The 15,049-nt window shown below is 74.8% G+C and carries 15 protein-coding genes; 10 read left to right on the top strand and 5 right to left on the bottom strand.

Annotated elements, in window-relative coordinates:
- Nucleotides 1-5: 5 nt before the first annotated feature.
- On the bottom strand, nt 6-665 hold the full coding sequence (locus ACI79I_RS04660) for a hypothetical protein (RefSeq protein WP_456991108.1): 660 nt from the start codon (nt 663-665) through the stop codon (nt 6-8).
- 114 nt (nt 666-779) lie between these two features.
- Between ACI79I_RS04660 and ACI79I_RS04655 the strand changes: the two genes are divergently transcribed.
- The 4 genes from ACI79I_RS04655 to ACI79I_RS04640 all read left to right on the top strand — a co-directional run bounded on the left by ACI79I_RS04655 (nt 780) and on the right by ACI79I_RS04640 (nt 6,413).
- Entirely contained in the window at nt 780-1,976 is a 1,197-nt protein-coding gene (locus ACI79I_RS04655; protein ID WP_456991107.1) for an acyl-CoA dehydrogenase family protein, read from the top strand.
- Between the two features lie 332 nt (nt 1,977-2,308).
- Nucleotides 2,309-4,798: a chemotaxis protein CheA gene (locus ACI79I_RS04650; RefSeq protein ID WP_456991106.1), complete on the top strand. Its 2,490-nt coding sequence runs from the start codon at nt 2,309-2,311 to the stop codon at nt 4,796-4,798.
- A gap of 1 nt (nt 4,799) precedes the next feature.
- Nucleotides 4,800-5,252, top strand: coding sequence for a chemotaxis protein CheW (locus ACI79I_RS04645; RefSeq protein WP_456991105.1), 453 nt, complete (start codon nt 4,800-4,802; stop codon nt 5,250-5,252).
- A gap of 279 nt (nt 5,253-5,531) precedes the next feature.
- The gene (locus ACI79I_RS04640; RefSeq protein WP_456991104.1) at nt 5,532-6,413 is read left to right on the top strand and encodes a hypothetical protein; all 882 of its coding nucleotides are present in this window, start codon (nt 5,532-5,534) and stop codon (nt 6,411-6,413) included.
- A gap of 99 nt (nt 6,414-6,512) precedes the next feature.
- Here the strand turns inward: ACI79I_RS04640 and ACI79I_RS04635 are convergent, their stop codons facing one another.
- From ACI79I_RS04635 to murJ, 3 genes are all read right to left on the bottom strand, one after another.
- The gene (locus ACI79I_RS04635; protein ID WP_456991103.1) at nt 6,513-7,694 is read right to left on the bottom strand and encodes a glucose-1-phosphate adenylyltransferase family protein; all 1,182 of its coding nucleotides are present in this window, start codon (nt 7,692-7,694) and stop codon (nt 6,513-6,515) included.
- A gap of 70 nt (nt 7,695-7,764) precedes the next feature.
- Nucleotides 7,765-7,890 carry a hypothetical protein gene (locus tag ACI79I_RS04630; RefSeq protein ID WP_456991102.1) on the bottom strand — a complete coding sequence of 42 codons (126 nt, stop codon included), beginning with the start codon at nt 7,888-7,890 and terminating at the stop codon, nt 7,765-7,767.
- A 986-nt stretch (nt 7,891-8,876) separates the two neighbouring features.
- The gene (gene murJ / locus ACI79I_RS04625; protein WP_456991101.1) at nt 8,877-10,400 is read right to left on the bottom strand and encodes a murein biosynthesis integral membrane protein MurJ; all 1,524 of its coding nucleotides are present in this window, start codon (nt 10,398-10,400) and stop codon (nt 8,877-8,879) included.
- Between the two features lie 360 nt (nt 10,401-10,760).
- Here murJ and ACI79I_RS04620 point away from each other — a divergent pair, with 360 nt between their 5' ends.
- From ACI79I_RS04620 to ACI79I_RS04595, 6 genes are read left to right on the top strand one after another with little or no spacing between them, the layout of a single operon-like run.
- Nucleotides 10,761-11,870, top strand: coding sequence for a protein-glutamate methylesterase/protein-glutamine glutaminase (locus ACI79I_RS04620; protein ID WP_456991100.1), 1,110 nt, complete (start codon nt 10,761-10,763; stop codon nt 11,868-11,870).
- Nucleotides 11,867-12,691 carry a CheR family methyltransferase gene (locus tag ACI79I_RS04615; protein WP_456991099.1) on the top strand — a complete coding sequence of 275 codons (825 nt, stop codon included), beginning with the start codon at nt 11,867-11,869 and terminating at the stop codon, nt 12,689-12,691. Before ACI79I_RS04620 ends, ACI79I_RS04615 begins: the two co-directional genes overlap by 4 nt.
- A 2-nt stretch (nt 12,692-12,693) precedes the next feature.
- The gene (locus tag ACI79I_RS04610; protein WP_456948302.1) at nt 12,694-13,077 is read left to right on the top strand and encodes a response regulator; all 384 of its coding nucleotides are present in this window, start codon (nt 12,694-12,696) and stop codon (nt 13,075-13,077) included.
- The gene (locus ACI79I_RS04605; RefSeq protein ID WP_456991098.1) at nt 13,074-13,562 is read left to right on the top strand and encodes a chemotaxis protein CheX; all 489 of its coding nucleotides are present in this window, start codon (nt 13,074-13,076) and stop codon (nt 13,560-13,562) included. The genes ACI79I_RS04610 and ACI79I_RS04605 overlap by 4 nt, the downstream gene beginning before the upstream one ends.
- Nucleotides 13,559-13,921 carry a response regulator gene (locus ACI79I_RS04600; protein ID WP_456920731.1) on the top strand — a complete coding sequence of 121 codons (363 nt, stop codon included), beginning with the start codon at nt 13,559-13,561 and terminating at the stop codon, nt 13,919-13,921. Before ACI79I_RS04605 ends, ACI79I_RS04600 begins: the two co-directional genes overlap by 4 nt.
- A complete protein-coding gene (locus ACI79I_RS04595; protein WP_456991097.1) occupies nt 13,918-14,418 on the top strand; it encodes a hypothetical protein in 501 nt (166 codons plus the stop codon). The genes ACI79I_RS04600 and ACI79I_RS04595 overlap by 4 nt, the downstream gene beginning before the upstream one ends.
- Nucleotides 14,419-14,580: 162 nt before the next feature.
- On the opposite strand, the gene ACI79I_RS04590 is transcribed toward ACI79I_RS04595, so the two are convergent.
- Nucleotides 14,581-14,964, bottom strand: a complete 384-nt coding sequence (locus ACI79I_RS04590; RefSeq protein WP_456991096.1) for an ATP-binding protein — start codon at nt 14,962-14,964, stop codon at nt 14,581-14,583.
- Nucleotides 14,965-15,049 lie beyond the last annotated feature (85 nt).

Genomic DNA, 15,049 nt, shown 5'->3' with positions numbered 1-15,049 from the left:
GCCGGTCAGCGGTCGACCGCTGCGCCGGGGAGGGCGGCCATCCGGGCGGCGACGGCTCGTGCCGCCGTCGCGCCGACCGCAGGATCCTCCGCGATGAGCACCGACACCACCGCGCCACGCCCTTGGGCCAGGACGTCCTGCGTGGTGCCGTCCTCCAGTCGGTAACGCGCGAGCACCACGGTCCCCGCGAGGCCGTCGACGACCGGGGGCTCCACCAGGACCCGGTCGCCGGCCGGGCAGGACTCGAAGGCGTCGCGCAGCTCGGTCAGCGCCAGCTCGCCGGACGCGGCCGAGTCGTAGGCGATCGCCTCCGACACGACCGTCGCGGTGCCCTGGGGGTCGATCCCGACGACCGGGTGCTTGGTCGTCCGGTGCTCCTCGGAGGCGAAGGCGACGCCGCAGATGCCCGACAGGCTCGGGTCGTCGGACAGGTCGCCGTCGGCGACGGGGTTGGCCTGCACCGACCAGCCCGCCGGCAGGTCGGCCGCCCGCAGCGCGACCGCCAGGGCCGCCTCGTCGGGGGTGGTGACGGCCGCCGGGTCGGCCGACGCGGCGGCGGACTGCTCGGCCTCGGCCGGGGCGGGCTCCTCCGGTGGGGTGTCGTCGGCGGCGCCGCAGCCGGAGAGCAGCAGGGCGGCGGCGAGCGCGGCGGCCAGGGACCTCACCCCGGCGACGCTAACCCCGCCGCCCGGGGTGACCGGGACCACACCGGGCCGTCGGGGGCGGTGGCTCATACTCGCCGGTAACCACGGACACCGGAGTCCCGGAGGAGCGACGCGATGACCCGCCTGGCCCAGACCGCCGACCTGACCGACATCCAGCAGGAGATCCTGGCGACGGTCAGGCAGTTCGTGGACAAGGAGATCATCCCGAACGCGCAGGAGCTCGAGCACGGCGACGTCTACCCGCAGGAGATCGTCGACGGGCTCCGGGACCTGGGGGTCTTCGGGTTGACCATCCCCGAGGAGTACGGCGGCCTCGGTGAGTCACTGCTGACCTACGCGCTGGCGGTCGAGGAGATCGCCCGCGGCTGGATGAGCGTCTCCGGCGTCATCAACACCCACTTCATCGTGGCGTACATGGTGGTGCAGCACGGCACCGAGGAGCAGAAGCGGAGCCTGCTGCCGCGCATGGCCACCGGCGAGGTGCGCGGGGCGTTCTCCATGTCCGAGCCGGGGCTGGGGTCCGACGTCGCCGGCATCCGGACCCGGGCGGTGCGCGACGGCGACGGGTACGTCGTCGACGGCCAGAAGATGTGGCTGACCAACGGCGCGAGCTCGACGCTGGTCGCCGCGCTCGTGCGCACCGACGAGGGCGCCGAGAAGCCGCACCAGAACCTCACGACCCTCCTCGTGGAGAAGCCCGCGGGCTTCGGCGAGGTGCTCCCGGGGCTCGCCGTCCCCGGCAAGATCGACAAGATGGGCTACAAGGGCGTGGACACCACCGAGCTGGTGTTCGACGGCTTCCGCATCGGGGCCGAGCACGTCCTCGGGGGGACGCCGGGCCGCGGCTTCGCGCAGATGATGGACGGCGTCGAGGTGGGCCGGGTCAACGTCGCCGCCCGTGGCTGCGGCATCGCGCTGCGGGCCTTCGAGCTGGCCATCGACTACGCCCAGCAGCGGGAGACGTTCGGCAAGCCGATCGCCCAGCACCAGGCGATCGCGTTCAAGCTCGCCGAGATGGCCACCAAGGTCGAGGCCGCCCACGCGATGATGGTGCGGGCGGCACGGCTCAAGGACGCCGGCTCGCGGAACGACGTCGAGGCCGGCATGGCGAAGCTGCTGGCCAGCGAGTTCGCCGCCGAGGTGACCCAGGAGTCCTTCCGCATCCACGGCGGGTACGGCTACTCCAAGGAGTACGAGATCGAGCGGCTGATGCGCGAGGCGCCGTTCCTGCTCATCGGCGAGGGCACCAGCGAGATCCAGAAGACGATCATCAGTCGGGGCCTGCTCAAGGAGTACGCGATCGAGCGCTGACGACACGACCGCGGGCCCCCCCCCGCGGGGGCGGGGCCGGGGGGGGGGGGCGGGCGGGGGGGGGGGGGGGGTGGTGGGGGGGGGCGGCCGCGGCCCGACCCGCGGCCGCGGCGCCCCCCCCCCCCCCCACCCCCCCCCCCCCCCCCCCCCCCCCCCCGCCCCCCGCCCCCCCCCCCCCCCCCCCCCCCCCCCCCCCCCCCCCCCCCCCCCCCCCCCGGCGCCTGTCCGCGTCCAGGAGACCGCCCCCGGCTGTTGGGCTTGAGTCTCCGCCTCCCCCGCCGATGACCCCTCCGAAGCGCGTGCAGCGCCGGAGACGAGAGAGAAGAGCAACCGTGGACGGACTGGACGACATCGTCGAGGAGTTCCTGGTCGAGAGCCACGAGAACCTCGACCAGCTGGACACCGACCTGGTCGCCCTCGAGCAGGAGCCCGACTCCCGCGAGCGGCTGTCGAGCATCTTCCGCACGATCCACACGATCAAGGGGACCAGCGGCTTCCTGGCGTTCCACCGCCTGGAGGAGGTCACCCACGTCGGGGAGAACATGCTGTCCCGGCTGCGGGACGGCGCCCTGGCGCTGACCCCGCACCGGACGAGCGTGCTGCTCCAGATGGTCGACACGGTCCGCTCGCTGCTCGCCTCGATCGAGGCGACCGGCGGCGAGGGCTCGGTCGACGTCTCCGCCGTCGTCGCGGGGATCAGCGCCGCCATGGAGGACGGGCCCGCCCCCGAGCCGGCTGCTGCGCAGGCCGTCGTGGACGAGGTCGCCGACGAGCCCGTCGCCGAGGTCACCGACGAGCCGGCCCCCGAGGCGGCGGGCGGCACCGGCGCGACCGGCACCGAGCGCGCCACCACCGAGGCCACGAAGGCCACCGAGGCCACGAAGACCAGCACGGCCACGAAGACCAGCAAGGCCACGAGGACCAGCAAGGCCACGAGGACCACCGAGGCGCCGGCCGCCGAGGCCGCCGTCCCCGCCGCGGCGCCCATCGCTGAGGTGCCCGCCCCTCCGGCCGGACCCGCCGTCCCCGCCCCCCGGCCCGCCGTCGAGGCGACCACCCCCGAGCGGGACGCCGCCGAGGGCGACGCCGCCCCCGTGGCCGAGAACGGTGGCGGCCAGGCCCGCCGCGCCGTCGCCGACAGCACCATCCGCGTGGACGTCGACCTGCTCGACGAGCTGATGCTGCTCGTCGGGGAGCTGGTGCTCACCCGCAACCAGATCGTCCAGTACGTCGGCCGCTCCAACGACACCGACCTGGTGCGCGCCTCGCAGCGGCTCAACCTCATCGCCAGCGAGCTGCAGGAGGGCGTCATGAAGACGCGCATGCAGCCGATCGACCACATCTGGTCCAAGCTGCCGCGCGTCGTCCGCGACCTGGGCCTGCAGTGCGGCAAGTCCGTCCGCCTGGAGATGGAGGGTCGCGACACCGAGCTGGACAAGACGCTGCTCGAGGCGGTCAAGGACCCGCTGACCCACCTGGTCCGCAACTCCGTCGACCACGGCATCGAGGAGCCCGCGGTCCGCGCCCAGCTCGGCAAGCCGGCCGAGGGCGTGCTGTACCTGCGCGCCAAGCACGAGAGCGGCCAGGTCGTGGTCGAGGTGGCCGACGACGGCGCCGGCATCGACCCGGCCCGGGTCGGGGCCAAGGCCGTCGAGCGCGGCCTGGTGTCGCAGGAGGCCCTCAACCGGATGGGCCCGCAGGACGTCCTGCAGATGATCTTCCTGCCGGGCTTCTCCACCGCGGCCAAGGTCACCAACGTCTCCGGCCGCGGCGTCGGCATGGACGTGGTCAAGACCAACATCGAGGCGATCGGCGGCACGATCGAGGTCGAGTCGGTCCCGGGCAAGGGCACGGTCTGCCGGCTGCGGATCCCGCTGACCCTGGCGATCGTCCCCGCCCTCACCGTCGAGTGCGCCGGCGACCGCTACGCCATCCCGCAGATCAGCCTGCAGGAGCTCGTGTCGCTCGACGCCGAGAAGGCGGCCAACGCCGTGGAGGAGGTCGGCGGCGCACCGGTCTACCGGCTCCGCGGCGAGCTGCTCCCGCTGGTGCGGCTGACCGACGTCCTGGGGCTGACCTCCGACCGGCACGACGGCCACGTGGTCATCGCCGTCCTCCGGTCGGAGGGCCGGCGCTTCGGTCTCGTCGTCGACCGCGTCATCAACACCGAGGAGATCGTGGTCAAGGCCGTCGGCGGTCAGCTCAAGGCGATCGGCCTCTACTCCGGCGCGACCGTCCTGGGCGACGGCACCGTGGCGCTCATCCTCGACGTCCAGGCGCTGGCCCGGCGCGCCCTGCGCACCGAGACCACCGAGCGCCAGGAGTCCCGCGAGGCGGCCCTGCACGCCGCCGCGACCGACGCCGAGCGGCAGCGGATGCTGCTGGCCGCGATCGGCGGTGGCCGCCGCGTCGCCATCCCGCTGGACACCGTCACCCGCCTCGAGCAGGTGCGCACCGAGTCGGTGGAGCGGGTCGGCAACCGCGAGGTCGTCCAGTACCGCGGCGCGATCCTGCCGATCGTCCGGCTCGACCGGCACCTGGGTGCCTACGGCGAGACCGACCGCGAGGTGCTCGAGGTGATCGTCTACTCCGACCACGGCCGCAGCGTGGCCATCGTGGTCGAGGAGATCCTCGACATCGTCGACGGCGAGGCCGCCGTCCGCAGCGACATCGACGACCTGGGCCTGCTCGGCTCGGCCGTCCTCGGCGACAAGGTCACCGAGCTGCTCGACGTCCGTGCGGCGATCCTCGCCGCCGACCCCGCCTTCTACACCGCCACCGCGACGCCGGACGGCGTCCCCGGCTCCCTCCTGGAGGTCTGACGTGCCCGTTGCGACCGACCCGACCGCCCCGGCCATCGGCGGTCAGCTGGCCACCTTCTGGCTGGACGGCGACCTCTACGGCGTCGAGGTGGCGCACGTGCAGGAGGTGCTGCGCAGCCAGGGGCTGACCCGGGTGCCGCTGGCCCCTGCCGCCGTCGCCGGCCTGATCAACCTGCGCGGGCAGGTCGTCACCGCCATCGAGCTGCGGGAGCGGCTCGGCCGGCCGCCGCGGCCGGCCGACACCGACGCCGTGGTGATCGTCGTCCGGCTGCACGGTGAGGCGGTCAGCCTGCTCGTCGACGCGATCGCCGACGTCGTCGACGTCGACCCGGCCGACTTCGAGGCGCCGCCGGACACGCTCGACGGCTCCGCGCGCGAGCTGATCCGCGGGGCGTTCAAGCTCGACGGGCAGTTGCTGCTGGCCCTGGACGTGCAGAAGGCCGTCAGCGCCTGAAGGACCCCCCGCGGGCGCGGCCGGACTCCCCCGGCGGCCGACGCCCGACCCCCCCCGACCCCCGGTCGGGTGGCCTCCCTCCGAGGCCACCTGGCCGGGGGTCGCGGCGTTCCGGGGCGATCACACTGCGCGACCATGCGCTCACGCCTGCCCGCCGGACACGCAGGGAGCCCGCCCGGACCGTCGTGCGATCGGGTGACGGTGACGTGGCGCTCTCCCGCGATCACGGTCAGCATGGGTCGACCTCACCTCGGGGGATGTGGAAAGGGAGGCGCTGTCGTGCCGTACTCGCTGGTCAGTGCCGCCACACTCGGCTTCGACCTGGTCCGCCTGCCGGCCGGCCGGGACGTCGCCGACGCCCTGCTCGCCGGCCTGGCCGCCGACGCCGCCACCCTCGAGCACCTGGCCGGGGTGCACCCCGCCGCGGACCGCGACCGCGAGGAGCGTGCCGTGCTCGCCGTCCGCGCGCGCAAGGCCCGCGAGATGGCCGTCAGCACCCCGCACGTGCGCAACTTCGTCGTCGACCCGCTGGTCACCGACCGCGCCGCCGTGCTGGTCGACCAGCTGCAGCGCAGCACGATCGGCGACGCCGCCGCCCTGGAGCGGGTGCTGCGGGAGGACGTCCTCGGGCCCGAGCACCCTGCCGTCGCCCTGGTGGACGACGACACGCTGGCCGCCGCCGCCGACGTCCTGGCCGACGCCGCGATCGGCTCCTGGGCCGCCGCCGTCCTCCCGCCGCTGGTCCGCCGTCAGCTGACCGGCCCCCTCGCCGTCGCCAGGGCCGCCGGCATCGTCGGGACCCCCGCCCCGGACCTGGGCCCGGCCACCGGCGAGCTCGCGACGCTGCTCGACGACCTCCGCGGCCTGGACGCCGCCGGCCGCGCGCGGTGGCAGGCGGCCGTCGACGCCGCCCGGGCCGAGCGCCGGCCGTGGGCCACGGCCATGCACGAGGCGTCGTGGGCCGCGCACGTCTCCGGGCGCACCCGCACCCTGGCCACCGCGCAGCTGCTCGCCGTCCAGGCGTTCCTCGACGGGGGCTTCGACCCGGGCGCGGCCGCGGCAGGCACCTGGAACGCCGTCGCCGGCTGCGTGCAGGGCATCGTCATGGGCGACCTGCTGGGCAGTGACTCCCTCGCCGTCCTCGCCGCTCCGGTGAGCTGAGCACCCCCGCGCGCGGAATCTGCACAGTGGTGGCCATCAGCGGCTGACGGCCACCAGCGTGCAGATCTCGCGCACGACGGGGACCTGCCGAGCGGGAGCTCAGTCGCCGTCGGGGTCGGGGAGCCGGCTGCCGGCGGGCAGTTCGGCGCCGGCCTCCACCGCGGCCTCCCGGCCGACGAGGGTGATCTCGCCGTCGCCGCCGACCGACGCCCGCTCGCCGACGTCCACCCGGTCGTCGAGGACGGAGCGGACGACGGTGGCCCCGGCCCGCACCCGCGCGCCCGGCAGCAACACCGAGTCCACCACGGTGGCCCCGGCCTCGACGACGACGCCGGGGGAGAGGACCGAGCCGCTGACCCGGCCGGCCACGCGGGTGCCGCCGGAGACGAGGCTGTCCTCGACCTCCGCGCCCCGGAGCACCCGAGCGGCGCTGTGCCGACCGCCGCGGGTGTGCACCGGCCAGCGCGGGTCGTCGAGGTCCACCGGGGGTTCGGGGGACAGGAAGTCCTGGTGGGCGGCCCAGTAGGCGGGCACCGTCCCGACGTCGCGCCAGTAGCCGGTGAACGCGTGGGCGCGGGCCAGCCCGTCGCGGGTCTGGGCGGGCAGCAGGTGGGAGCCGAGGTCCTCGAGGCCGTCCTCGCCGTGCTCGGCCGCCAGCGCCTCCAGCCGGTCGAGCGTGGGGCGGGGGGAGAAGACGAAGACCTCGTTCGTGGCGGTGGTGGTGCGCGGCTCGTCGGGCTTGTAGGCGTAGTCGCGGACCCGGCCGTCGTCGGCCACCTCCACGACGCCGTAGCGGGCGGCGTCGTCCTCGGCGACCTCGGTGGTCACCATCGTGACCTCCGCCTCGGAGTCCAGGTGTCCCTCGACGACCTCGCGGTAGTCGAGCTTGTAGACCGCGTCGGCGCTGACGACGACGAGCGCGTCGGGGTCGAAGTCCCGTACCAGGGGCGCGTACCGCCACAGCGAGTTCGCCGTCCCCGACACCCACCCGGCGCGCTCGGTCCCCTGGTAGGGCGGCAGCACCAGCAGCCCGCCGGCGGTCCGGTCGAGGTCCCACGGCCGGCCGTTGGCCAGGTGCTGGGACAGCGACGTCGGGTGGTACTGCACCGAGACCCACACGTCGGCGACGTGCGAGTGCTGGCAGTTGCTCAGCGGGAAGTCGATGAGCCGGTAGACGCCGGCGAAGGGGACGGCGGGCTTGGCGCGCTGCTCGGTCAGCAGCTCGAGGCGACCTCCCGCGCCGCCGGCGAGGACGAGGACGAGCACACGGGGGAGGGCCATGGCCCCGGGCTACCCGGGATCGGGCCCTTCACCCACGCCGGCGCGACGGGCGGGCGGTCCGGGCCGGTGCTCAGGGGCGGTCGGTCAGGTAGCCGCAGGCGCGGTCCTCGTGCAGCCCTGCCCGGCACAGGGCAGCGACCAGGCCCGACACGAGCAGGGCGAGGAGGAGCCACACGATGGCGACGGCGAGCAGCACGGGCGCGAGGATGCCAGAGGCGGCCGACGCGCCGGTGACGCGGGGCTGAACTCCCCGCGAGCACCGAGGGCTCTCTGGCGCTCTCTCGCCGCAGCGCTGGAGAGCGCCGGACGGCCCTCGACCGCCCGTCCGGGGCCCCGGGCCCTCTGGCCGCCCGGCGCACGTGCCGTGACGCGCCGCGGGCGGGGTGCCACGCCGCGCCGGGGACGCGCCCCGGCCCCCGGGGGATGTGACGCGCCTCACGCGTGTCTCCCGGGGTCGGCGGCGCGCCGGTCCCATCCTCGGCGCCCCGGAACGAGGACGCGGAGGTCCCCATGCTCGCCAGCACCGCCCGGTCGACCTGCCCGACGACGACCCCCTCGTGGGTCCGCCACCCCGTGCCGACGCGGTGGCTGACCTTCGGGGACGACCTGGCCGCGGAGCTCGACCGGGCCACCGCCGGGCTGCGCCGTCCGGGGGACACGGTCGGGGTGAGCGAGAAGGTCGCCGTCCTGCTGACCGGTCGGGCCATCCCCAGCGAGCGGGTCGTCCCGGGCCGGCTGGCCCGGTTCCTCTCCCGGCACGTCCGGACCGTGGGCAGCAGCTGCGGGCTGTCCATCCCGGAGAAGATGCAGCTGGTCCTCCAGCGGCAGGGCCGCGTGCGGGTGCTCGCCGCGGCAGGCTGCTGCCTGCTGCTGCGGCCGCTGGGCCGGCACGGCTCCTTCTACCGGGTGGCGGGCGCCTTCGCCCGCGACCTCGACGGCATGCGGCCGCCCTACTTCGACCTGCTCCTGCCGCCCCTCGACCCGATGGCGGCCCGGTTGCTCGCCGAGCGGCTGGAGGGCCGGCTGGGCGTCGGGGTCGCGATCGTCGACGTCAACGACCGCGGCGGCTCGGTGCGAGCGGTCTCCGGCGGCGCGCTGCCGGCCGAGGAGCTCATGGCGGCGCTGCGGGACAACCCGATGGGGCAGGGCTCGGAGGGGCGGCCCTTCGTCGTCGTCCGGCGGTCACCGGCGGGTGACCAGCCCGCGGACGGCGCGTCCCAGCTCACCGAGCTCACGGCAGCGGAGGGCCCAGAGCACCAGCAGGTAGACCGCCACGCAGCTCGCCGCGGCCGCCGCCGTGCCGCCGAGTCCGCCCCAGTGCCGCGCCAGGAGCGCCGTCGGTACCGCGGCGCAGGCCGCCGCCGCGGCGACCTGGGCGCAGCAGCGGCCCAGGCCGGCCAGTGACAGCCCGCCGCCGGCGCTGCGCAGCCGCCACAGCGACAGCCCGGCGACGAGCAGCAGCGACACCGACGTCGACACCGCGAGCCCGACGACGCCGAACCGCAGCCCCAGGGTGAGGTCGCCGACCACGTTGACCACCATGCCCAGCACGCCCAGGGCCACCGGGGTCCGCGAGTCGCCGAGGGACAGGAACGCCCGGGTCGCCGGCTCGCGGAGGGCCAGCCCCACCAGCGCGGCGGCGTACCCGGTCACCGCCAGCGCGGTGAGCCGCACCGCCTCGGCGTCGAAGGCCCCGCGCTCGAACAGCAGGGCCACGACCGGCTCGGCGGCCGCGCACAGCAGCACCACGCACGGGGCGACCAGCACCAGCAGGACGCCGCTGCTCCGCCGCAGCAGGTCCTCGAGGTCGCGCGTCCGGCCGGGCCGGGCGGCCGCGGCGAGGGCGGGGTAGAGGGTGGTGGCCACCGTGGCCACGACGAGGGTGTCGGCCAGCCCCACCAGCCGCCACCCGTAGTTGAGCGCGGTGATCGCACCTTCCCCGACCGACGACCCGACCGCGCGGTCCACGAGCGTGTTCACCTGCGAGACGGCGCTGCCCACCAGCAGCGGCGGCACGAGCGCCAGCATCTCCCGGAAGCCGCGGTCGCGGACGTCCAGCGACGGGCGCAGCGACTGCCCGACGGCCAGCAGCGGCGGCAGCTGCACCAGCAGGCGCAGCCCGCTGCCCACCACGAACGCGACCGCCAGCGCCGTCACCCCGTAGGCCCGGCCGAACGCGACCGCGCCGACGATCAGCGCGAGGTTGAACGGGATCCCCTCCACCGCGGCCCAGCCGAACCGGCGGTGCCCCTGCGCCGCCCCGGCCAGCACGTTCGTCGCGGCGATCAGCGCGGTGGCCGCGACCACGATCCGGGTGAGCCGGACGGCCTCCTCGGTGGTCGCCGCGTCGAACCCGGGGGCGAGCGCCGCCACCAGCGGCCGGGCCAGCACCGCCATGACGACGGAGGCGCCCAGCATCACCAGCACGGTGACGGTCAGGGCGACGCGCACGCTGTGCTGCCCGCGTCCGGGGTCCCCGTCGGCGACCGAGCGCGCCACGGTGGGGACGACGGACTTCGCCACGGCGCCGGCCATGAGCGCCAGCACCAGGTTCATCAGGCCCTGGGCGACGAAGTAGGCGTCCAGCGACGAGCCGACCCCGAAGACCGCGGCGAGGACGACGTCCCGCAGGAACCCGAGGAGCTGGCTGCCGAACGTCAACCCGGCCACCAGCGCGGTCGAGCGGGCCAGACCTCCTCGGCTCACCCGGGGCATCCTGCCGCCCCACCGGGCCGACGGCGACGCCGGACCGGCCGGAGCGTGTCGGGCCGTGCCGGCCGAGTGGGGGACGCCGACCGGCCGATGGGCCGGGGACCTGTCGACAAATGCCGCGAAATGGTCGGTCAGCGCCATTCATGATCGCGCAGAAAATTGCTGGGAAAGGTGCCTGGATCGGCTCAAGTGCGAGAGCGGGACGGCCGACAACTCGGGGGACAGGCACCGTCTTCGGACGCCCGCCGCGGGAACTGCGGTGGCGCGCCCCCGCGCCGAGCGCGGCCTCCGGGCGACTGCCGGTACGGACAGACAGCGCAACCCCGTGGGTCGTCACGGGGAGACGGAGGACGCATGGACCCGATCCGGGTGATGGTCGTCGACGACTCGGTGGTCGTCCGCAAGATCGTGACCGACGTCCTCTCGGGGGACCCGGCGATCGAGGTGGTCGGGACCGCGGTCAACGGCCGCATCGCCGTGCAGAAGCTCGCCTCGCTCGAGCCGGACCTCGTGACCATGGACATCGAGATGCCGGAGATGAACGGCATCGAGGCGGTCCGTGCCATCCGGGCCACGCGCAGCCGCGTGCCGATCATCATGTTCAGCACGCTCACCGAGCGCGGCGCCGCGGCCACGCTCGACGCGCTGTCCTCCGGCGCGAACGACTACGTCACCAAGCCCGCCAACGTGGGCAGCGTCGCCGCGTCGATGGAGAGCGTGCGCGAGCAGCTCATCCCCAAGATCAAGGCGCTGACCGGCCGCCCGGTCACCCCCGGCCCGGCCCGCGCCGCCGCGCCCGCCCCGGTGCGCGTCGCCCCGCCGGCGCCCCGCCAGGGTGCGGTCAAGCACCCCGCCGTCCTCGTGATCGGCTCGTCCACCGGCGGTCCGGAGGCGCTGGCCCGGCTGCTGCCGGTGCTGCCCGCCTCACTGCCGGTGCCGGTGCTGCTCGTGCAACACATGCCCCCGGTGTTCACCCGCCAGTTCGCCCAGCGGCTGGACCGGCTCTGCGCGCTGCGCGTGGTCGAGGCCGTCGACGGCACCCCGCTGGCGCCCGGCACGGTGCACCTGGCCCCGGGTGACCACCACCTCACCATCCGCGGCACCGGCCGCGGCCTGGCCACCCGGCTCGACCAGGGCCCGCCCGAGAACTTCTGCCGGCCTGCCGTCGACCCGTTGTTCCGGTCCGCGGTCGACGCCTACGACGGCGCCGTCCTCGGTGTCGTGCTCACCGGCATGGGCTCGGACGGCCGGCTCGGCGCCGGTCGCGTCCGGGACGCCGGCGGCGCGGTCGTCGTCCAGGACCAGGCGACCTCCGTCGTGTGGGGCATGCCCGGAGCCGTCGCCTCGGCCGGCTTCGCCGACGAGGTCCTGCCGCTGGACCGGATCGCCGAGGCGATCACCCGGCGGCTCGCTCCTCCGCGCGCCACCGCCTCCGTCCCCGCGACCGCAGGAGGGCGGCGATGACCCTGACCGCCACCAGCTTCGACTGGGTCCGCCAGCTCGTGCACCGGGAGAGCGCGATCGTGCTCGCCCCGGGCAAGGAGTACCTGGTGGAGGCCCGGCTGCTGCCGATCGCCCGCCAGATGGGCCTGCCCGACGTCGGCCAGCTGGTCGACTCGGTCCGCACCCGGCCCAGCCCGGAGTCCACCCGCAGGATCGTCGAGGCGCTCACCACCAACGAGACCTCGTGGTTCCGCGACGGCGACCCGTTCACCGCGCTCACCTCCACGGTGATGCCCTCGCTGCTGGCCGCCCGCGGCCCGGCAGAGCGGCTGCAGATCTGGTCGGCGGCCTGCTCCAGCGGGCAGGAGCCGTACACGATCGCGATGCTTCTCGAGGACGCGCTGCCCAACGCCGCGACCCGGGTCGCCATCACCGCGACCGACATCTCGCGGGAGATGGTGCAGCGCACCCGGGCGGGCCGGTTCAGCCAGCTCGAGGTCAACCGCGGGCTGCCCGCGCCGATGCTGGTCCGCCACTTCACGCGGGCCGGCACCGAGTGGGAGGTCTCGCCGACCCTGCGCCGCATGGTGACCGCCAGCGAGTGCAACCTGGCCGCCCCGCTGCCGCGGATCGGCCCGTTCGACGTCGTGTACCTGCGCAACGTCCTCATCTACTTCGACCTGCCCACCAAGCAGGCGATCCTCCGCCGGGTGCGCGACCTCATGCGCCCCGACGGATGGCTCTTCCTCGGCGCCGCAGAGACCACCTTGGGCGTCGACGACTCCTGGGAGCGGGTCGTCATCGGCCGCAGCTCCGCCTACCGCCCGCTGAAGGGGGCCTGAACGTGCGTGCACTGGTGATCGACGACTCACGCGCCATGCGGCGCATCGTGAGCGGGACCCTCGAGGGGTTCGGCTACGAGACCCGGCAGGCCGGACACGGCCAGGAGGCACTCGACGTGCTGCACGAGGGCTGGGTGCCCGAGCTGTGCACGATCGACTGGAACATGCCGGTGATGGACGGCCTCCAGTTCGTCTCCGCCGTCCGGTCCAACCCCGCCTGGCGGGCGGTGACCCTGATGATGGTCACCTCCGAGGGCGAGCAGTCCCAGATCGTCCGTGCGCTGGCCGCCGGCGCGCACGAGTACGTGCTCAAGCCGTTCACCGCCGACGCCATCCGCGACAAGCTCGCGCTGCTCGGCCTGCTCCCCGAGGAGGTCGTGCTGTGACGGCGCCCGCCATCACCGAGCTGCTCGACGAGGCCACCGTCCAGGAGATCGCCGACCAGGCGTGGGCGGCCCTCGTCGGCGAGGACGAGGTCCTCGTGCCGCTGCCGGGGCAGCTGCCCGCCGACACGGTCAGCTCCTGGGTCGAGATCGTCGGCCCGTGGACCGGCACGGTCGTGCTCACCTGCGGGCGGGACACCGCCGAGCAGCTCGCCCGCGCCCTGCTGCGCGAGCACGCCCCCGACCAGCTCGAGGCCGAGGACGTCGACGACGCCCTCGGCGAGCTCGCCAACGTGGTGGGCGGCAACGTCAAGGCCGTCCTCCCCGGACCCTCCGTCCTCGGCCTGCCCGAGGTCGGCGTCGCGCCGCGCGTGCACTCGCCGGCCGACACCTGCCGCGTCGACGCCCAGTGGCGCGGCCAGCCGCTGACCATCTCCGTCCAGGGCGCCGTCCTGGACGCCGAGTCGAAGAACGAGGTGCCCCTGTGAAGATCCTGGTCGCCGACGACAGCCGCGTCATGCGGCAGATCGTCATCCGCACCCTGCGGCAGGCCGGTTACGACGACCACGACATCGTCGAGGCCGAGGACGGCCGCGACGCCTACGACAAGGTCCAGAGCGAGAGCCCGGACCTGGTCCTGTCCGACTGGAACATGCCGAACATGACCGGGCTGGAGTGCCTCCAGGCGCTGCGCTCGTCCGGCTCCGGCGTCCCGTTCGGCTTCGTCACCTCCGAGGGCTCGGCCGAGATGCGGGAGAAGGCCGCCGACGCCGGCGCGCTGTTCCTCATCGCCAAGCCCTTCACCGAGGAGACCTTCCGCGAGAACCTCGACGGGGTGATCGCGTGACGGCGCCGCTGACGGTCGTCCTGCCGGACACCAAGGCCGTCAAGGACATGCTGACCGGCCTGGTCGGCAAGCCGGTGGGGGTCACGCCCGGCCCGCCCGTGACCCCCACCGAGAAGAAGCCCGTGTCGGTGGCGGTGTACGTGTCGCCGTCGATGGACGTCAACGCCCTGTGCGTCATGGACCTGCCGCTGTCGGCCTGGACCGGCGGCGCGCTCGCGCTGCTGCCCCCCGGCGGCGTGCAGGACACCGTCGAGGAGGACGGCGAGCTGACGACCATGCTGACCGAGGCGCTGCACGAGGTCGTCAACGTCCTCTCCGCACTGTTCAACGTGCCCGGCGCGCCGCACAGCAAGCTGTACAAGCTGTACGCACCAGGCGAGGACCTGCCCGGTGACATCGCGGGCCGGCTGGCCGACTTCAACCGGCTCGACCTGGCGGTCGAGGTCCCCGGCTACGGCAAGGGCGGCCTCTCGCTCGTCATCCCCTCGGCAGGCTGAGCCCCGCAGGCTGCCCCGGGGCGGCGGGACCGACGTCCCGCCGCCCCGGGCGCATCCGGAGACGACGACGGCCCCGGGCACTGCCCGGGGCCGTCGTCGTTGCACGTGGAACAACCGCCCCCATCCCTCGCACGCTCGCGGCGGGACCCTGCAGGGGGGCGTTCAGCTCAGGGCGGGCTGGCGGTCCTCGATCGTGGTGGGCAGGCAGGCCCAGACGTGCTTGCAGCCGTCGTCGACGTACCAGCCGTGCGCGACCGACAGGCGCGCCACCAGGTAGAGGCCCAGCCCGCCCTGCGCGGGGTCGCGGTCGACGGCGGGAGCCGGCATCGTCTCCGGGTCCCGGTCGCTCACGTCGAGCAACCAGCCGCCGCTGCCGGCGATGACGGTCGCCACCACCGGGGACAACCCGTGCCGCAGCGCGTTCGAGGCGAGCTCGTCGAAGGCCAGGATCAGCCGCTCGGTCGCGTGTCCCTCGTCGTCCACCGGGAAGCCGACCCCGTCGAGCCGGGAGCGCAGACCAGCGCGCACCGACGGCAGCTCCGCCACCGACCGGAGATCCCAGCGCCACACCTCACCGCGGCCGTCCGGTAGCGGCCGCAACGGCCACGCCAGTCGACCCACTGTGCCACTC

The organism is Geodermatophilus sp. SYSU D01105 (assembly GCF_054050095.1).
This window is presented reverse-complemented; position numbering and strand designations above follow the sequence as displayed.